This is a genomic window from Promicromonospora sp. NPDC019610, from assembly GCF_044389365.1.
GTDB lineage: Bacteria > Actinomycetota > Actinomycetes > Actinomycetales > Cellulomonadaceae > Promicromonospora.
The window spans coordinates 655,314-672,676 of sequence record NZ_JBIRXX010000002.1 but is presented as its reverse complement, the minus strand read 5'-3'; the positions used below and the strand labels follow the sequence as shown (position 1 = coordinate 672,676).

The 17,363-nt window shown below is 73.9% G+C and carries 16 protein-coding genes; 6 read left to right on the top strand and 10 right to left on the bottom strand.

All coding sequences use genetic code 11. From position 1 onward, the window contains the following. Positions 1 to 68: 68 nt before the first annotated feature. Positions 69 to 983, top strand: coding sequence for an alpha/beta hydrolase (locus ACH45N_RS14620; RefSeq protein ID WP_397395035.1), 915 nt, complete (start codon positions 69 to 71; stop codon positions 981 to 983). Between the two features lie 24 nt (positions 984 to 1,007). Here the strand turns inward: ACH45N_RS14620 and ACH45N_RS14615 are convergent, their stop codons facing one another. Next, positions 1,008 to 1,760 (bottom strand): SDR family NAD(P)-dependent oxidoreductase, encoded by a 753-nt coding sequence (locus ACH45N_RS14615; RefSeq protein ID WP_397395033.1) that lies wholly within the window; start codon positions 1,758 to 1,760, stop codon positions 1,008 to 1,010. A 120-nt stretch (positions 1,761 to 1,880) separates the two neighbouring features. Between ACH45N_RS14615 and ACH45N_RS14610 the strand changes: the two genes are divergently transcribed. Then, on the top strand, positions 1,881 to 2,843 hold the full coding sequence (locus tag ACH45N_RS14610) for an AraC family transcriptional regulator (protein WP_397395031.1): 963 nt from the start codon (positions 1,881 to 1,883) through the stop codon (positions 2,841 to 2,843). A 53-nt stretch (positions 2,844 to 2,896) separates the two neighbouring features. Here ACH45N_RS14610 and ACH45N_RS14605 read toward each other — a convergent pair whose 3' ends face one another. Continuing rightward, entirely contained in the window at positions 2,897 to 4,207 is a 1,311-nt protein-coding gene (locus ACH45N_RS14605) for an MFS transporter (RefSeq protein ID WP_397395029.1), read from the bottom strand. Positions 4,208 to 4,307: 100 nt separating this feature from the next. On the opposite strand from ACH45N_RS14605, the gene ACH45N_RS14600 reads away from it, so the two are divergent. The 3 genes from ACH45N_RS14600 to ACH45N_RS14590 all read left to right on the top strand — a co-directional run bounded on the left by ACH45N_RS14600 (position 4,308) and on the right by ACH45N_RS14590 (position 8,236). Beyond that, positions 4,308 to 5,393, top strand: coding sequence for a DUF5937 family protein (locus ACH45N_RS14600; protein ID WP_397395027.1), 1,086 nt, complete (start codon positions 4,308 to 4,310; stop codon positions 5,391 to 5,393). A 94-nt stretch (positions 5,394 to 5,487) separates the two neighbouring features. Next, positions 5,488 to 6,174 carry a hypothetical protein gene (locus tag ACH45N_RS14595; RefSeq protein WP_397395025.1) on the top strand — a complete coding sequence of 229 codons (687 nt, stop codon included), beginning with the start codon at positions 5,488 to 5,490 and terminating at the stop codon, positions 6,172 to 6,174. 187 nt (positions 6,175 to 6,361) lie between these two features. Continuing rightward, the gene (locus ACH45N_RS14590) at positions 6,362 to 8,236 is read left to right on the top strand and encodes a BTAD domain-containing putative transcriptional regulator (RefSeq protein ID WP_397395023.1); all 1,875 of its coding nucleotides are present in this window, start codon (positions 6,362 to 6,364) and stop codon (positions 8,234 to 8,236) included. A 26-nt stretch (positions 8,237 to 8,262) separates the two neighbouring features. On the opposite strand, the gene ACH45N_RS14585 is transcribed toward ACH45N_RS14590, so the two are convergent. Then, entirely contained in the window at positions 8,263 to 9,639 is a 1,377-nt protein-coding gene (locus ACH45N_RS14585) for an FAD-binding oxidoreductase (RefSeq protein WP_397395021.1), read from the bottom strand. Positions 9,640 to 9,780: 141 nt separating this feature from the next. Beyond that, positions 9,781 to 10,671, bottom strand: coding sequence for a helix-turn-helix transcriptional regulator (locus ACH45N_RS14580; protein WP_397395018.1), 891 nt, complete (start codon positions 10,669 to 10,671; stop codon positions 9,781 to 9,783). A gap of 101 nt (positions 10,672 to 10,772) precedes the next feature. Between ACH45N_RS14580 and ACH45N_RS14575 the strand changes: the two genes are divergently transcribed. Next, a complete protein-coding gene (locus ACH45N_RS14575) occupies positions 10,773 to 12,224 on the top strand; it encodes an MFS transporter (RefSeq protein WP_397395015.1) in 1,452 nt (483 codons plus the stop codon). Positions 12,225 to 12,243: 19 nt separating this feature from the next. On the opposite strand, the gene ACH45N_RS14570 is transcribed toward ACH45N_RS14575, so the two are convergent. From ACH45N_RS14570 to ACH45N_RS14545, 6 genes are all read right to left on the bottom strand, one after another. Beyond that, on the bottom strand, positions 12,244 to 12,594 hold the full coding sequence (locus tag ACH45N_RS14570) for a hypothetical protein (RefSeq protein WP_397395013.1): 351 nt from the start codon (positions 12,592 to 12,594) through the stop codon (positions 12,244 to 12,246). 47 nt (positions 12,595 to 12,641) lie between these two features. Continuing rightward, on the bottom strand, positions 12,642 to 13,112 hold the full coding sequence (locus ACH45N_RS14565) for a MarR family winged helix-turn-helix transcriptional regulator (RefSeq protein ID WP_397395010.1): 471 nt from the start codon (positions 13,110 to 13,112) through the stop codon (positions 12,642 to 12,644). Continuing rightward, the gene (locus ACH45N_RS14560; RefSeq protein WP_397395007.1) at positions 13,109 to 13,987 is read right to left on the bottom strand and encodes an N-acyl homoserine lactonase family protein; all 879 of its coding nucleotides are present in this window, start codon (positions 13,985 to 13,987) and stop codon (positions 13,109 to 13,111) included. The genes ACH45N_RS14565 and ACH45N_RS14560 overlap by 4 nt, the downstream gene beginning before the upstream one ends. Before the next feature lie 94 nt (positions 13,988 to 14,081). Then, positions 14,082 to 15,041: a 3-hydroxyacyl-CoA dehydrogenase family protein gene (locus tag ACH45N_RS14555; protein WP_397395004.1), complete on the bottom strand. Its 960-nt coding sequence runs from the start codon at positions 15,039 to 15,041 to the stop codon at positions 14,082 to 14,084. A gap of 38 nt (positions 15,042 to 15,079) precedes the next feature. Beyond that, entirely contained in the window at positions 15,080 to 15,583 is a 504-nt protein-coding gene (locus ACH45N_RS14550) for a ribose-5-phosphate isomerase (RefSeq protein WP_397395001.1), read from the bottom strand. Further along, positions 15,583 to 17,325 (bottom strand): dihydroxyacetone kinase family protein, encoded by a 1,743-nt coding sequence (locus ACH45N_RS14545; protein WP_397394998.1) that lies wholly within the window; start codon positions 17,323 to 17,325, stop codon positions 15,583 to 15,585. The genes ACH45N_RS14550 and ACH45N_RS14545 overlap by 1 nt, the downstream gene beginning before the upstream one ends. Between the last annotated feature and the right edge of the window lie 38 nt (positions 17,326 to 17,363).

Genomic DNA, 17,363 nt, shown 5'->3' with positions numbered 1-17,363 from the left:
CACTGTACTACCCGCCATCTTGGACTAGCGCATCACGGAACGAAATTGACCCGAGAGGCTCTCGACCCATGCTTCAGCACCTCACGATCCCCCGCGGCCCGATCGAGCTCGCGGCCGACCTCCACCTCCCGGACGACCAGGACGGCGAGGCGCCTCTGCGCGCCGTCGTGCTCTCGACGCCGGGCAGCAGCGTCAAGGAGCAGATCGGCGCGAACTACGCCGCCCGGCTGGCCGCCCGGGGCTTCGCGGCGCTCGTGTTCGACCCCGCCCACCAGGGGCAGAGCGGTGGCGAGCCCCGCGATCTCGAGGACCCCTACCGGCGCGGCGAGGACATCTCGTACGCGATCGACACGCTGGAGACGCTGCCCGGCATCGACCCCCGGCGCATCGGCGTGCTCGGTATCTGCGCCGGTGGCGGCTACGCGGTGCACACCGCCCGGACCGACCATCGGATCAAGGCCGTCGGCACGGTGGTCCCCGGCAACATGGGCACGTCCTTCCGCGGGTTCCAGCCGGACGGCCCGGCCGCGGCGCTCGACGCCCTGGCCGAGGCGCGCAGCCAGGAGAACCGCACCGGCGAGCAGGCCCGGGAGAACTGGCTGCCCGACACCCTGCAGGACGCCGCGGCGGCCGGCTTGACGGACCTCGACACGACCCAGGCGATCACCTACTACCGCACCGCGCGGGGCCGCCACGAGCGCTCGACCAACCGGCGCCTGGCGCGCGGGGACTCCCTGCTGCTCGGCTACGACGCGTTCCACCTGGTCGACCAGCTCATGACGCAGCCGCTGCAGGTCGTCCTCGCCGGGCGCATCGGCAACACCGGCTCCTACGAGTCCGGCATGCGGCTCTGGAAGATGGCGCCGAACCCCGTGGACCTGATGGTCGTCGACGGCGCCGGCCACTACGAGATGTACGACGTTCCCGAGTACGTCGACGCCGCCGTCGACCGGTTGGCCGGCTTCTACGCGGACCACCTGTAGGCACGAGGCGGCCCCGCCCGGCGCTCAGACCTGGTTGGTGCCGCCGTCGACGTAGAGGTTGCTGCCGACGACGTAGCTGCTCTGTTCCGAGGCGAGGAACGCGATGACCGCGGCGGCCTCCTCGGGCTGCCCCATCCGGCCCTTGGGCACGGTCGCGGCGGCATAGTCCCGGATCGCCGGCATCGCCTCCTCACCACCGTTGACGGCGGTGCCGCCGGGGGTGTCGATCAACCCCGGCGAGACGACGTTCACCCGGATGCCGCGCCCCTTGAGCTCGTTGGACCAGGTCCGCGCGAACGACCGGACCGCGGCCTTCGACGCCGAGTACGCGCCGAACGCCTCCATCCCCCGGTCGGCGGCCGTGGACCCGGTCAGGATCACGGAGGCGCCCGCGTTGAGCAGCGGCAACGCCTTCTGCACGGTGAACAGCGTGCCCCGCACGTTGACCGCGAAGGTCTGGTCGAAGTGCTCCTCGGTGGTCTCCTCCAGCGTCACGAACGAGCCGACCGCCGCGTTCGCCACCAGCACGTCCAGCCCCCGGCCCCGGGCCCGGACGGCGGCGTAGAGCCGGTCCAGGTCCGCCGGCTCGGCGATGTCGCCGACGACCGCGGTGGCCCGGTCCGCCCCGATGGTCCGGACCGCCGCCTCCAGCTCGGCCGCCCGCCGACCGGTGACGAACACGTACGCGCCCTCCTGCGCCAGCCGCACCGCGGTGGCCAGACCGATGCCGGTGCTGCCGCCGGTCACGACCGCCGTCCTGCCCTCAAGCTGTCCCATGTGGATCTGCCCGTTCCCTTCCGTCGCGGATCTGCTCAGGCCTCGATCCTGCAGAACCGCACGGGTATCATCCATAACGGATAGTCCAGAATTCGTTATCGATCGTCCAGGGAGCTCGGTATGCTCGGTTTCAGCGATCCGGTGGCTGACGCGATCAGCCTGCTCCGGCCCCGCACGGTGGTCGGGCCGAGCCTGCACGCCGCGGGCGAGTGGGGGTTGCGGTTCGACCAGTTCCCGCACGTGCGGATCGGCGGCCTGGTGCGCGGCAGCTGCTGGCTGGTCCTGGACGGGCACGCGCCGGTGCTGCTGCACGAGGGTGACACCTTCATGCTGGGCAACCCGCCGCCCTACGTGCTGGCCAGCACGCCCGGCGCGCGGACGCGTCCCGCGGAGCAGGTGTGGGCCCGTGCCGAGGACGGTTCCGTGCGCATCGGCCCGGAGCCCGAGGAGCCCGAGGAGGACCTGTACCTCTGCGTCGGGCACATCGCGTTCGACGACGGCAACGCCTCCCTCCTGACCGATCTCCTGCCGCCGCTCGTGATCGTCCGCGCGGCCGACCCGCGCGGCCTGGAGCTGGGACAGCTGATCGCGCTCCTGGCCTCCGAGGTCGAGGCCACCGCCGCCGGCGGCCCGCTGGTGGAGAGCCACCTCGCGCAGATCCTGCTCGTGCACATGCTGCGCGCGCACGCCGGCCGGACGGACCGGCCCACCGGCTGGCTGGGCGCCCTGAACGAGGACGGCATCGGCGCCGCCCTGCGCGCCGTGCACGCCGACGTCGCGCACTCCTGGACGCTCCAGGAGCTTGCCGACGTCAGCCACATGTCACGCTCCGCGTTCGCCCAGGCCTTCAAGAGCCACGTCGGCGTCCCTCCCCTGGACTACCTGATCCGCTGGCGCATGAACCTCGCGCGCGACGCCCTCGCCCGCGGCACGCTGTCGATCTCGGAGCTCGCGCGGGCCACGGGCTATCAGTCCGAGAGCGCGTTCAGCACCGCGTTCCGCCGGGTCGTCGGGTCGTCGCCCTCGGCGTTCCGCGACCAGGCGCGCACAGCACCGGAGCCGACGCGCCGGGCTACAGCGTAGAGATGCCGTCGCCGAGCAGCTTCGCGCCGAGACCGACCATCCAGGCCGCGACCCTAGGGGCGCGCGGCGACGGCGGTGTCACCCGATCCAGGTGACCCGGCCCTTCTCGACGGCGACTCCTTCTCGACGGCGACGACGGTGGCGGAGGCGAGCGTCGCGGCGGCGAGGCCGCCCCAGAGGACGGCCGGTCCGTGAGGCGCGAGCGCGGTGATGACCGCCGGGGAGACGGCGAGGCCGAAGCCCGTGGAGAGCTGGAGCCGCGCGAGCGCACGGCCCAGGACGTCCGCCGGGGCCAGGACGGTGACCAGCGCGGTGACGCTGCCCGCGTAGATGATCTCGCCGAGGGTGCAGACCACGGACACCGCGACGACGGCGGGGGCGGCCCAGCCGTGCCCCGGCGACGTGGCCACTGACGTGACCACCGACGTGACCACGAGGAAGCCGAGGTAGGAGGCGGTGAGGACCCCGCCGGCGAGCGCCAGCGCCGTCCGCCGGGAGAAGCGGGACATCAGGACGGTGACCGGGACCTGCAGGGTGACCACCAGCACCGTGTTCGCCACGAAGACGGCTCCCGACCACACCGGGGAGGTGTCGAGCTGGGTCACCAGGACGAGCGGGAGCGCGACCTCGGGGACGTTGAGGCAGAAGGCGTAGATCACGTTGGCCGCCAGCAGCGCGCGCAGGCGGGGTGCGGGCCTGGCACGCCCGCCGTCCGCCCCGTCGTCGCCCCCGCCGTCGCCCGGGGCGGCGGCTGGGGCTGCGGCCGGACGCGCGCGCAGGCGGACGGACCACGCCAGTGCGGCGGCGGTCAGATAGGCGACCCCGGTGACGACGGCCAGCACCCGCAGCACGGTGGTGCCACCCGTCAGGCACGCGGTGGCCAGCAGCCCGCCCACGCCCAGGCCGGCGTTGCGCAGGGCCCGGCCTGCCGCGAGGGCGGCGTCACGCTCCCGGCCGTGGGCGACCGTGGCCACGAGCGCCGCGTGAGCGGCCGGCCACGCCTGGTTGCCGACGCCGAGGAAGAGCGCCGCCGTCGCGAACGGCCACAGGTGCCCCGCCGGGGTGGCGAGCAGCAGCACGACACCCACGACCCGCACCAGCATCGACGCCGCCACGACGGTGCTGCGCGCGCCCCGGTCCAGCCATCGGCCGACCGCGGGCATGCACCCCAGACCCACGACGATGCCGACCGTCATCGCGATACCGGTGGCCGGCGCGGACAGCTCCAGCACGGTCACGCCGTAGAGCAGCAGGAACGGCCGCATCATCCCGGTGCCGAGCGCGTCGACGGCCAGCGCGGCGGCGTAGCGGGGGCCGCCGGAGGCGCGGACGAGGGCGCGGACCTGGATCTTCGTGGTTGCCATGGCGCCAACAGTGCGTTCGGCGCCCCGGGCGGGGCACGTCGATTGACGGACACCGTCAATCGACGACGCCACCGCCAGGACGGTCGGGGATCATCAGGGGGTGACGTTGAGGATCGACATCAGCGGCCTGCCGCCCGAACGACTGCGGTTCGCCGCCTCCCCGCTGGCCGAGCTCACCGCGATGCTGCACGTGCTGGCCGAACCCGGGCACCATCCGCGGCACGCCGCCTGGGCCGCGGACGTGTGGGCCGGGCTCCGGCCGGAGCTGGCCGAGCGGCTGCGGGAGGCGGAGTTCCTCTGGCGCTCCTCACGAGCCGACTTCCTGGTCCCCGCCCGTCCCCGGCCGACCCTCGTCGAGGAGCTGGACGACGTGGACCTGATCGACGACGAGACGTACGTGAGGTCCGCCCTCGTCACGACGTGCGGCAGCAACCGGGTCCACTTCGCGGGGCCGTCCCCGCTCGCCGACACGACCGCCCGCGAACGGGCCCTGGACCTCGCCCAGGCCCGCGGCCCGCAGCAGGAGGCCTTCGCCGAACGGCTGCTCGCGGACCCGGCCGCCGTGCGCACCCGGGTGCGCAGCACCCTCGAACAGTGCGCCGACGCGTTCTTCGACGCCGCCTGGGCGGGCGTCGCCGAGCGGCTCGCCACCGACCTGCGCCTGAAGAACGACCTGCTGAGGCGCCAGAGCACCGCGGCGGCACTCGCCTCGGTCTCCGACGCGGTCACCCTGGCGCCGGACGGCGACAGCATCGTCGTGGACAAGCTCCAGGACGACGCGGCCGCCGCCCACAGGAGCGGGCTCACCTTCGTCCCGACCGTCTTCGGCCGCCCGCACCTGATCGTGGTCCACGCGTCCGGGTGGCGGCCGGTGGTGCAGTACCCGGTCGCCGAGGCAAATGCGGCCGAGCCGGTATCGCTGGAGACGGTCACGCGGCGGCTGGAGGCGCTCGCCCACCCGGTGCGGCTGCGGCTGGTACGCACCCTGGCCCGCGGCCCGCACACCACCAGCGAGCTCGCCCACGCCTGGGAGCTCTCGCCCCCGGAGGTGTCCCGCCACCTGGCCGTCCTGCGTCGCGCCGGGCTGCTCACGGGCCGCCGGCGCGGCCGCTACGTCCACCACACCCTGGACCGGTCGGCGATGACGACGCTGGGCACGGAGCTGCTGTCGGCGGTGCTGCGGTGAGAGGCTTGACGCAAGACGACCCGGGATCGCGACACATAACCACTGTCGAGGTGAGCTACCAGGAGCGGCGATGTCGAGACATGTGGCGCCACACGTGCAATGGACCCTTGTCGGCGCCGCACTGACGGGGCTCGTGGTCGGCACGGCAGGGTGCGCGGGCGGCGGCCCGGTGACCGCCGAGGGTAGTGACCGATATCCGAACGCCACGGCCGAGGACTGGGTGACCTACGCCGATCACGTCGTGATCGCCACGGCAGTGGATGACGAGGCCCTGCCGCTCGACGGCGAGGACGAGGCCAACGGCGAGGGCTCGGTGGACCGCATGGTGACCATGCGGGTCGATGACGTGGTGTGGACGTCGGCAGACCCGCGCCACGACGCGCCCACGACGTTCGAGTGGAGCGGCTGGGGATGGTCGCTCCAGGACGGCGAGCGGATCGAGATGACCGGCGCCGACGAACCGCGCGTCGAGGTGGACCACACCTATGTCATGGCGCTGGTGTACGAGCCCGGGTTCACCGACGGCGGGACCCGGTACCCAGCGAGTTGGCGCGGCCTTGGTTCGGACTCCGTCATCCCCTACGACGGCACCGAGCTGGGCGTCGGAGAGGTTCAGGGCTCGGTCCGGAGCAAGCCGCCGTCCCCCGACCCCGACGCGGTCGACCACTCCCTGGATGACGAGATGACCGGCAAGCGCGTCGACGAACTGGTCACGGCGTTGAACGATGCGACGCCGGGCACCCGTGGTGACTTCGGTCCGGTCTGGCGAACGAACGGCTGACCCGGTACCCCACACAGCCCCCGCCCGCGGCTTGATCACCCCGGGCGCATGTATCAGGGGACCCGGACGCACTTCCCTGCACTCACAGATACCTGCACACCGCTCGGCGGGGTCCCGTGCTCCGCTAGCCTGGGGCGTCGATCGGCCTCCTCTCGACGTCCGCGCGCGACCTGGGAAGCGAACCCTCATGTCCGATCTGCACCTGGCCCTGCTCGGCCCTGTCCGCCTGTGGCGGGACGGGACAGAGGTACCGCTCGGCTCCCCGCAACAACGTGCGGTGCTCGCCGTCCTCCTGCTGCACGAGGGTCGTGTCGTGCCCGGCGAGGAACTCATCGACGCGCTGTGGGGCGAGGTCCCGCCCAAGGGCGCCTGGGGCACGCTGCGCACCTACGTCTCCCGGCTGCGGCAGGTCTTCGCCGGGTCGGCCGTCGTGATCAAGACGGCCGGAACCGGGTACGCGGTGCACACCCCGCCCGGATCCGTCGACGCCGTGGTCTTCCGGGACCTCGTGACGCGTGGGCGGGACCAGGCGACGGCCGGCAGTCCGGGCGCGGCGGCGACGTCGCTCACCCAGGCGCTCGCGCTCTGGACGGGCGACGGTCTGGACGGCGCGCCGGGTGAGTACCTCGCGCGGCAGCGCGCCCGGCTGCAGGCCGCCCGCCTGGCCGCCACCGAGCTCCGGTTCGCGGCGATGCTCGACGCCGGGACCGACGCCGGGCAGGAGGACGTCGCGGCGGAGCTGACGCTGCTCGTGGAGCAGCACCCGTTCCTGGAGCGGCTGAGGGAGCTGCTCATGCGCGCGCTGTACCGGCAGGGCCGGCAGGCCGACGCCCTGGCCGTGTACCGCGCGGGCGAGACCCTGCTCCGCGACGAGCTCGGCATCGATCCCGGTCCCGCGCTCCGGGCCGCGCACCAGCGCATCCTCGTGTCGGACCCCGGCCTCCTGACCGCGCCCGAGCACGTGCCGCCCGCGCCCGAGCACACGCCGGACCCGGCGGAGGCGGGCCCCACGCTGCTCCCCGCCCGCCTCCCCCACTTCACCGGCCGGCACGCGGAGCTCGCCCGGATCGCCGGAGCGCTCGCCGCACCCGCCGACGGGACGGTCACGACCGTCGGCGTCCACGGGCTCGACGGCCTCGGCAGGTCGGCGCTCGTCGTCGAGGCGGCCCACCGCGCCGTCGACCACTACCCGGGCGGCCGGCTGTACGGAGACCTCGACCAGATGTCCGGGGACCTCACCGAGATCCTCGGTGCCTGGCTGGGCGCCTACGGCGTCCCGCCCGCCGACGTGCCCGACTCGGCGACCGCCCGGGCGATCAGGCTCCGGGACGCGACCGGGGGCCGGCCCGTCCTGGCCGTCCTGGACGGCGTGGAGGACACGACCACGCTCGGCACGCTGACCGCCGTGCTGCCGTCGGGCAGCGCGGTGCTGTTCGTCGCGCGGCGCTGGCACCCCGAGCCGGTGAGCGCCACGTGGGTCCAGGCCGGACCCTTGCCCGACGACGACGGGCTGCGGCTCCTGACGCACGTCGCCGGTCCGGACCGGCTCGCCGTCGACCCCGGCGCCGCCGCGCGCCTGGTCGCGCTCTCCTGCGGCTGGCCGCTGTCGCTGCGCCTCATCGGCGGCCGGCTGAACACCCACCCACGCTGGAGCGTCTCCGCGATGGCCGACCAGCTCGCCCACGAGCTCGCCAACCCGGCCGAGACGGTGCACGACGACTGCCTGCTCGCCGAGGCGCCCGTCCTGCGGGCCTACCTGCGCCTGCGGCCCGCCCAGGCGCGGGCACTGCGGCGGACCGCGGGGCTGGAGAGCGAGACCTTCGCCATCCACGAGGCCGCCGACGCGTTGGGCCTGCCGTGCGAGGACGTCTGGAGCGTCCTCGACTCGCTCGTCGAGCTCGGCCTGCTCACCGAGAACGGCCCGGCAGGTCTGCCGCACAGCACCACGTACCGGATGGCGGGGGTCGTGCGCGCCTTCGCCCGACGCCAGCCGGAGGCCGCCGACGAGCTCGACGCGTGGCCGGTGCCGCGGGACCGCGCCGAGCTGTACGCGGCGAGCTGACCCCCGCCTGGAGGACGCCGGTGGGGTCAGGCCCGCGCGGGCGCGACCGGGTGGTTGCCGCGGACGACGTCCGCGGGGTCGTACGTCGCCTTGACCCGCCCGAGCCTGTCGAGCGTGCCGGGGTCGGCGAAGGGCACCCCGCCGGCGCGCTCGGCAAAGTTCAGGTAGCCGGTGCCGGCCGACCAGGGGCGCATGGCCTCGGCCAGGGCGTCCAGGCTGCCGTGCGTCGCCTTCACGGCCGCCTCGACGGGCGTGATCGACACGGAGAACACGGCATAAGCCGCCTCGAACCCGCTGACCGCGCCGCCCTGCGCCGGCTGTGGCGCCAGGGCGCCGCCGAGGTGGTGGATCTCGGCGCTGAGCACCGGGAAGTTGGCCTTCGGACCGGTCACGGAGAGGTAGGCGTCCAACGCCTCGGCCGGCAGCTCGTCCAGCAGGAGGCCGTCGCCCGTCCCGGGCACGGGGCCCGGCGGGTCCATGTGGATCTCGGCCAGCGCCTGGGGCGTGCAGGGCTGCACGGTGTCCATGACCGGTGCCAGCGCGCGCAGCGGCGCGAGGACGGCGTCAGTCGCGCCGGCGTCCAGCAGGGAGACCAGCTCGACCACCACGAACGACCGGCCGCGGACCGGCTCGGGGATCTCCTCCATCGGCGGGAAGCGCAGCAGGCGGCCGACCGACGTGATCTCGTCCGGGACGGTCTCCGTCCAGGCTCGCCACGCGTGCAGCACCTCGGCGGCCCGCTCGATCGGCCAGAACAGCGTGCCGCCGAGCGGCTCGCCGAACTCGAAGAGGTTGAACTCGAGCGCCGTGACGACCGCGAAGCTGCCGCCGCCCCCGCGGATCGCCCAGAACAGGTCCGGCTCGGTCTGCGCGTCGATGCGCCGCAGCACGCCGTCCGCGGTCACGACGTCGGCCGCCATGACCTGGTTCGCGGCCAGGCCGTGCTTGCGGGCCAGCCACGACAGGCCGCCGCCGAGGGTGTAGCCCACCACGCCCACGTCCGCCGCGGTGCCCGCCAGGCCGGCGAGGCCGTACGGTGCCGCGGCGGCCTGGACGTCACCCCAGAGCGCACCCGCCTCGACACGAGCCGTGCGCGCCTCGGGATCGATCACGACACCTCGCATCCCCGAGGTCTTGATCAGGACGGTGCCGGCCAGCGGGCCCAGCGGGCCCGCGTTGTGCCCGGTGCCCTGCGCCGCCACGCGCAGGCCCGTCGCCCGAGCCGCGTTCACGGCGGTCACGACGTCCCGCGCGCTCGCCGCCAGGACCACCGCCTCCGGGTGCTGGTCGACGGTCAGCTGCCACGCCTGGCGCGCGCCGTCCCAGTCGGGATCGCCGGGCAGCACGAGGCCGCCGTCGAGCTGCGCGCGCAGCGTGGGTACGTCGAGTTCGTTCGAGGACATCGAGAAGTGCTCCGTTCGGTGGGGTTACGCCCCGATCCTCACGCGTCGCGATCGACAGCCGATCGACAGCCGATCGACGGCCGATCGACAACTGATCGACGGCCGGTCGGCCCGCCGGAGACGGGGCCGAGCTCGAGCAGCTCACCACTCGGCGGCCCGGTCACCTCCTGATGCGTCGAGCAGCAGACGCAACCCGGCCTCGGACGCGCTGCCCGGCGCCGCGGTGTGCGTGAGGATCCGCTGGCCGTGGCCCTCGGGCAGGTGCAGCACCTCGTACTCAAGATCGAGGTCGCCGACCACGGGGTGGTGGAAACGCCGGGTGCCGCTGGTGCAGAGGCGAACCGTCTGCCCGGCCCACAGGCCGGCGAAGTCCGTGCTCTGCACGCTCAGCTCCCCGACCAGCTCGATGAGGCCCCGGTCGTCGGGAAACTGCGCGGCGACGTAGCGCAGCGAGGCCACGGCGACGGCCGCCTCGTCGTACCAGTCCCGGTGCAGCTCACGGGTGTGCAGGTCCAGGAACAGCATCCGGAGCTGGTTGGGCCGGTCGTCGGGGCGCGCCGGCGCGTCGACGTCCAGGTGCCCCGCCATCAGCAGGTGTCCGGCATGGTTCCAGGCGAGCACGTCGTTGCTCCGGCCCAGCAGGAGCGCGGGCACGTCGTGCATCGCGTGCAGGAGCCGGACGGCGCCCGCCTGGGGCTGTTCAACCTCCAGGACGCGGCGCCGTGTGCCCGAGGCCGGCCGGGCGAGGGCGAACAGGTGGGTGCGTTCGTCCTCGTCCAGGCGCAGCGCCCGGGCCAGCGCCTCGATGACCGCGTCGGAGGCGTTCTGCGACTGCCCCTGCTCCAGGCGCGTGTAGTACGTGGCCGACACGCCGGCGAGCTGGGCCAGCTCCTCCCGCCGCAGGCCCGGCACCCGGCGGCGTCCGTAGGTACGGACACCGACGTCGTCGGGGCCGACCCGGTCGCGGCGGGAGCGGAGGAACTCGCCGAGCTCACCGATGCCGTGGCTGTCGCTCGATGCGGAGTGGTTCACGACGCCATGCTCCCCCATCCGAGCAGGGCGAGCCTGTCCCTGGCAGTGCTAGGCGACGCAGGGGTCTGGTCCGTGCTCCGGCCTGCTCCGATGCTCGACCCATGACTCAGAGCACTCAGCGCATCACGGAAAGACGCAGCACCCAGGGCAGCAGGTCCACCGCGGCGGAGCGACTGGCCCTGGCCGTCCTGCTGACCGCCAACTTCACGCTCGCCGTCGACTTCTCCATCCTCAACGTGGCCCTGCCGCGGATCGGGCACGACCTGGGCTTCGCGACCGCCCAGCTGCAATGGATCGTGACGTCGTTCGCGCTGTGCGCGGCCGGGTTCACGCTCTTCTTCGGCCGGGTAGCCGACCTGTTCGGCCGACGTCGCCTCTTCCTGGTCGGCATCGTCGTCCTGGGGCTGTCGTCGTTGCTCGGCGGGTTCGCGCAGGACCCGGCGACGCTCGTCGGTGCCCGTGTCGCCCAGGGCCTGGCGACGGCGATGGTCACCCCCGCGGCGCTGTCCCTGCTGGCCACGATGTTCGCCGAGGGGCCGGCCCGGGACCGTGCCCTCGGCCTGAACGGCGCGCTCATGGCAGCCGGATTCACCACCGGCGCCGTCCTCGGTGGCGTGCTCACGGGCACCACGAGCTGGCGGTGGGCCTTCTTCGTCAACGTCGTCGTCGCGATCGCCGTGCTCGTCGTGGCGCCGCTCGTGCTGCGTGAACGGCCCGTCGGTCACCGGCCCCGCCTCGACGTGCCCGGTGCGTTCCTGGTGACCTCGGCGCTCCTCGCGCTGGTCTACGGCATCAGCAGCGCGGGCGAGGTCGGCTGGTCGGACCCGGCCGCCTGGGGCCCGCTCGTCGGTGCGGTCGCACTGCTGGGCCTGTTCTGGGTGGTCGAGCACCGGGTCCCCGCTCCGCTGGTCGCGCCGCACCTGCTGCGCCGCAGGAACGTGGCGTGGGGCAACGCCGCCGGACTGCTGGCCTTCGCGACGGAGACGTCCTTGGTCTTCCTCCTGACCCTCTACCTGCAGGATCTCCTGGGCTTCGACTCCGTCACCGCAGGCCTGATGCTGGCCGTCCTCGGTGTCGGCACCGTCGTGGGCGGCCTGCTCGCGCCCCGGCTCATCCGGCGCACCGGCGCCCAGCGGGTGATCGTCCTCGGGTTCCTGGTCCAGGCCGCGGCCACGGCGCCGCTGGCGTTCGTCGACCGGTCGCACGCCTGGGTGGTCCCGCTCCTGCTGCTCACGTTCGTCGGCGGCGCGGCCAACCTCGTGGCGATCGTCGGCTACACGGTCGCGTCGACGGCCGGCGTCCCCGCCGCCAGCCAGGGGCTGGCGACCGGGCTGGTGAGCATGAGCCAGCAGGTAGGGATCACGCTCGGCACCCCCGTGATGTCCGCGGTCGTCGCGAGCCGCCTCGATGCGGGCCTCCTCGACGGCCTCCGGCTCGCCGTCGGTGTCGACGCCGCGGTCTGCCTCATCGCGGCGCTGGTCCTCGCCGCCGCGCTCAGGCTGCCCCGCGCGACCGTCGCGGGCGGGCCCTCGATCGTCGGCGAGGCCTGCTGATGCCGCCCCTGCGTCGGCGTCAGCCGGTCAGCACCCGGCGCAGGCGGTCGAGCCGGAGTCCGGCGACGCCCTGGTAGGCCTCCCGAAGAACCCTGGCGAGCGGACCCTGGTGCGTGAAGTGGTGCCGCACGAGGGTGCGCTCGCCCTCGGCGTCGAGCCACCAGTCGGCCGTCTCGGCGAAGCCCGGCACCTGCCACACCATCCGGACGTGACCCGGTTCGTCGGCCTCGTAGGTGAGGACCCCCGACAGCCCGGGACGGACCGTGATCCGGTACGGGGCCGCGAGCCCGGCCTCGGACTGGCCGGTCACTCTGAGGAACGCCGGGTTCCACGCAGGCAGCGAGAGCGCGTCGAGCAGGACGGCGCGCACCGTCGGGCGTGGCGCGTCGACGAGCAGGCTCGCGCTGCCGGTGGCGCTCAGGGTGCGCTCGCCGGCTGGCCGCCCCGGCGGACGACTGCCCGGCCCGACGGGAACGCCCCGGCGAAGGAGCGCAGCAGGGTGAGCGCCTCGGCGACCGGCGTGCCCCTGGTGAGGTCGTCGATCGTCCCGTACAGCTGCTCCTCGACCTCGGCGACCCGCGCGGCGAGCCGGCGGCCGTCGTCGGTCAGGGCGAGTGCGACCCGGCGGCGATCGTCCTCGCCCGCGCCACGGTCGACCAGACCGATGCTGACCAGGCGATCCACCAGCCGGCTCGGGCTGCCACCCGTCTCGCAGACGAGCAGCTCGCCGAGCCCGGCCAGGGTCAGGGGCTGATGGTCGGCCAGGACCCGCAGCACCTCGGCCTGCGACGGGGTGACGCCCAGCGGACGCAGGTTCGCGGCCAGCATCCGGTTGCCCTCCCGCTGGACGGCCAGGATCAGGTAGCGCAGCTCCTCGGCGGGCCTCATGAGCGGGTGGCCGGCTCTGCGAGCGCCTCGGCGAGGAGGTCTGCCGCGCGTGGGTCGTGCGCGGCCAGGACCACCAGGCCGGGCTGGGCCTCGCGCAGTGCGTTGACCTTCGCCACGGTGTCGCGGAGCCGGCCCTTGTCGCCGATACCCGGGAGCTTGCCCGCGGCGAGCAGGCGGGCGTCGTAGGTGAGGTCGCCCACGAGCAGCAGCGGTGCGCGGCCCGGGCGGCGCACCAGGAGGGACTGCGAGCCCGGCGTGTGGCCGGGGGTGGGCAGCAGCACCAGGCTGCCGTCGTCGAACAGGTCGTGTCCGTGGGTGAACGGCGCGAGCGTGGGGTCGGACAGCGGTCGCGGGGTGACCCGGTTCCAGCGCAGCCCGTGGAGGTCGATGTGGGAGCGCAGGAGGCCGCGCGCCTCGGGCAGCGGCTCGTTGAGGCTGTCCCACTCCTGGTCGCCGACGAGGATCTCGGCCCCGCCCAGGACGGGTAGTCCGCCGATGTGGTCCTGGTGCAGGTGCGAGATCACCGCCTTGTCCACGTCCTCCGGGCGGTGCCCGAGTCTCGACAGGCCCGCTTCGAGGGTGTCGGCGGGGCCGATGTCGAACGTCGCGAGGCGGGAGTAGATCAGCCCGGTGAGGCCCCGGGGAAAGTAGTCGGGGTCGGTCACGGAGGCCCGGTCCTGCCCGGTGTCGAAGAGCACGAGGCCGTCTCGGTGCTCGATCACGTAGACGTTGATCGGCCGGGGCGCGGTCCACCGGGTCGAGGTGAAGAGCCACACGTAGGTGTTCTTCCGCGTGGGGCCGACGTGCTCCGGCCGGATCGAGACGGAGCCCGTGCTGATCACGGAGACACGTGCGACGGGGTCGTTCGTGGACATGGCCTGCTCCTCAGTAGATGACACGTCATTAGATTACACGTCATCTATTGATCGGCCAAGGGGCCCGCGCACGGTCTGTGCGCGGGCGCCCCCGTCAGGCCGGCGCGGGCCCGAGGGACCGCAGGAGCCGGCCCATCTCCCCGTAGGCCTTGTTCCGGTACGCGACCAGCGCCTTGGCCTGCTCCGGTGTGTAGTCCCGGAGCAGGCCCTTGCCGTTCTTCACGCCCTTGCGGTCCCCCGCCACGGCGTCCTTGATGAGGTCCGGCGTCGCCAGGCGCTCACCGAAGTTCTCCTCGAACGTGCGGAACCCTCCCGCGTAGACGTCGAGCCCGGCCTGGTCCGCGATGGCGAACGGCCCGAAGAAGCCGAGCCGGAAACCGAAGGTCGTGCGCACGACGGTGTCGATGTCCTCCGGGGACGCGATGCCCTCCTCCGCGATCGACATCGCCTCCTTGAGCAGCACGTACTGCAGGCGGTTCAGCACGAACCCGGGCACGTCGGCCACCAGCGCACCCTGCCGGCCGGCCCGGGCCAGCAGCTCGCGCACGACCGGCACGACCTCCGGGTCCGTCCGTTCGCTGAGGACCAGCTCGACCCCGGGGATGAACGGCGCCGGGTTGGAGAAGTGCACGGTGAGGAACCGCTCCGGGTTCGACACCGCCTCGACCAGCACCCGCGCGGGGATGGTCGAGGTGTTGCTGCCGATGATCGCGTCCGGGCGGGCGGCCGCCGAGATCCGGCCCAGCACGTCGTGCTTGACCTCGACCGACTCGAACACCGCCTCCTCGACGAAGTCGGCCTCCGCGACGGCCTCCTCGATGGACGCGGCGGTCGTCAGGTTGGCCTGGATCGTCTCGGTGGCACCGGCGTCGTAGAGGCCCACGTCCTCGAACTCGCGGGCCTCCGCGAGCAGCCGCGCGTACGCGGCCTGCGTCGCCTCCGCCGAGACGTCCGCGATGACGACCGGCAGGCCCGCGAGCGCCAACGACTGCGCGATGCCCCCGCCCATGTACCCGGCGCCGACGACGGCGACCGAGCTGATGCTCTTGATCATGATGTCCTTTCTGGAACTGAAACGTTTACCAACAGCAGTCAGCCGCAGGACGCCGGGTTCGGCGCCGGGTCGCTCCTCGCGGCCTGGTCCTCGATCTCCCCGATCGCCATTACCTTGGGCGCGGACGGCGACGCCGGGTCGAACCGGTAGCCGAGCCACTCGCGGGTGAGGCGGCGGGCCAGCTCGATGCCCACGACACGCTGCCCGAAGCACAGCACCTGCGCGTCGTTGGACAGGACCGCTCGCTCGACCGAGAAGGAGTCGTGCGCGGTGACCGCCCGCACGCCGGGCACCTTGTTGGCCGCGATCGCCACGCCGAGACCCGTGCCGCACACGAGCAGGGCCCGGTCCGCCTCCCCGGCGCCGACCAGGCGGGCCGCGGCGGCGCCGACGTAGGGGTACGCGGTGTGCTCGTCGCTGCCGACGCCGACGTCGACCACCGAGGCGACCCGCTCGTCCGCCTCCAGGTCCCGCTTCAGGATCTCCTTGTACTCGTACCCGGCGTCGTCGCAGCCGATCACCAGTCGCAGGCCGTCCACCATCAGGATTCCACCTTCGAGGTCGTGGGCGCGGGGATGCCTGCCTCGGCACCCGCCTCGCCCAGCAGCAGGGCGAGGGAGGTCGCCCCGGGGTCCGGGACGCCCAGGCTCTTGTCGCCGAGCACCCGTGCACGGCCCCGGCGGGCCGCGATGTTCTCGGTCGACGCCGCGCCCTGGTGGGCGGCCTCGACCGTGGCGCGCCACGCGTCGGCGGGGGTCGCGCCCGCGGCGGCGGCCGCGGAGAGCGCGTCGACGGCGGGGTGCAGCGCGTCCACCATCGTCTTGTCCCCGACCTGTGCGCCGCCGACCTCCTGCACCTGGTCCCGGGCCGCGGTGATCCCGGCGACGAGGTGGTCGAGGCCGACGCGGGCGTCCGCCGGGAGCGCGTCGGCCAGCGCGAGCAGGCCCACGCCCCACAGCGCGCCCGACGTCCCGCCGGCCTTGTCCGCCCAGGCGTCGGCCGCGCGGCGCAGCACGGACGGCGCGTCCGCCCCGGCCGCGAGGGCGGCGTCGGCCGCGTCGACGGCGGCGTCGATGCCGCGGCACATGCCCCGGCCGTGGTCACCGTCCGCCGCCACGGCGTCGAGGTCGCCGAGCATCTGCTCGGCGTCGTGCAGCGCGCCCTGGGCCCGGCGCAGGATGCCGGCCACCATGCCCGCCGCGGCGATCCCCTCGGGCGTGGAGGCGCGCACCAGCTCGGTCTCCGGCTCGGTGGGCAGCGGCGCGGGGACCGCCGCGGGTGCGGGGCGCCATCCGCCGTGGTGGAACCCGGGCGTGTCGGCGGGGGCGAGCCACAGGCGCTCGAGCTCGTCGTCGAGCCACGTGACGGTCAGCGAGCAGCCGGCCATGTCCAGGCTGGTCACGTACTCGCCCACCAGCGGCGCGACGATCGTGACGCCGCGTTCCACGAGCAGGTCGTGCACGCTGTCCCACAGGACGAACAGCTCCTCGTACTTGACCTCGCCGAGGCCGTTGAGCAGCACGGCGGCGCGCCCGTCCGCGTCGGCCGGGCGTTCGGCGAGCACGCGGTCGACGAGCTCGACGGCGAGCGCGGCCGCCGTCGGCCGGGCCTCCTCCCCCACGCCCGGCTCGCCGTGGATGCCGAGCCCCCACCCGGCCGTCCCGGGCTCCAGGCTGAACAGCGGGTGGTCCTGGCCGGGCAGCGTGCAGCCGTCGAACGCCACCCCGAAGGACTGCGTGCGGGCGTTGCCCCGCGCGGCGAGGCGGTTCACCTCGGCGAGGTCGGCGCCCTCCTCGGCCGCGGCTCCGGCGAGCTTGAAGACGACGAGGTCGCCGGCCACGCCCCGGCGCTCGTGGGCCCGGTCGGCGGGGGCGGACGCGACGTCGTCGGTCACCAGGAGGATGGTGACCTCCGTGCCCTGCGCCCGCAGGCGGCTGGCCGCGGCGCCGAAGTTGAGCACGTCGCCCGCGTAGTTCCCGAAGGTGACGAACACGCCGGCGCCGGCGTCGGCGGCGCGGCACACGTCGAGGACCTGGCGGGTGGACGGCGACGTGAAGATGTCGCCGCACACGGCGGCGTCGGCCAGGCCGTCGCCGACCAGCCCGGCGAAGGCCGGGTAGTGGCCCGATCCCCCGCCGACGACGACCGCCACCTTGCCGGGGCGGGTGCCCTCCGCGCGGGCGATCCCGCCGGGGACCTGGCGGAGCCGGCCGGGGTGGGCCTTGACGAGGCCGCGGAGGGCCTCGGGGACGAAGTCTTCCGGTCTGTTGTGGACGTAGGTCATCTCACCTGCACCTTTGCTCGGGGACCTGGTTGCTGCTG

Bases quoted from the DNA above. Each gene is read 5' to 3' on its own strand.
- ACH45N_RS14620 (WP_397395035.1), top strand. From the start codon at position 69: ATGCTTCAGCACCTCACGATCCCCCGCGGCCCGATCGAGCTCGCGGCC.
- ACH45N_RS14615 (WP_397395033.1), bottom strand. From the start codon at position 1,760: ATGGGACAGCTTGAGGGCAGGACGGCGGTCGTGACCGGCGGCAGCACC.
- ACH45N_RS14610 (WP_397395031.1), top strand. From the start codon at position 1,881: ATGCTCGGTTTCAGCGATCCGGTGGCTGACGCGATCAGCCTGCTCCGG.
- ACH45N_RS14605 (WP_397395029.1), bottom strand. From the start codon at position 4,207: ATGGCAACCACGAAGATCCAGGTCCGCGCCCTCGTCCGCGCCTCCGGC.
- ACH45N_RS14590 (WP_397395023.1), top strand. From the start codon at position 6,362: ATGTCCGATCTGCACCTGGCCCTGCTCGGCCCTGTCCGCCTGTGGCGG.
- ACH45N_RS14585 (WP_397395021.1), bottom strand. From the start codon at position 9,639: ATGTCCTCGAACGAACTCGACGTACCCACGCTGCGCGCGCAGCTCGAC.
- ACH45N_RS14575 (WP_397395015.1), top strand. From the start codon at position 10,773: ATGACTCAGAGCACTCAGCGCATCACGGAAAGACGCAGCACCCAGGGC.
- ACH45N_RS14565 (WP_397395010.1), bottom strand. From the start codon at position 13,112: ATGAGGCCCGCCGAGGAGCTGCGCTACCTGATCCTGGCCGTCCAGCGG.
- ACH45N_RS14560 (WP_397395007.1), bottom strand. From the start codon at position 13,987: ATGTCCACGAACGACCCCGTCGCACGTGTCTCCGTGATCAGCACGGGC.
- ACH45N_RS14555 (WP_397395004.1), bottom strand. From the start codon at position 15,041: ATGATCAAGAGCATCAGCTCGGTCGCCGTCGTCGGCGCCGGGTACATG.
- ACH45N_RS14550 (WP_397395001.1), bottom strand. From the start codon at position 15,583: ATGGTGGACGGCCTGCGACTGGTGATCGGCTGCGACGACGCCGGGTAC.
- ACH45N_RS14545 (WP_397394998.1), bottom strand. From the start codon at position 17,325: ATGACCTACGTCCACAACAGACCGGAAGACTTCGTCCCCGAGGCCCTC.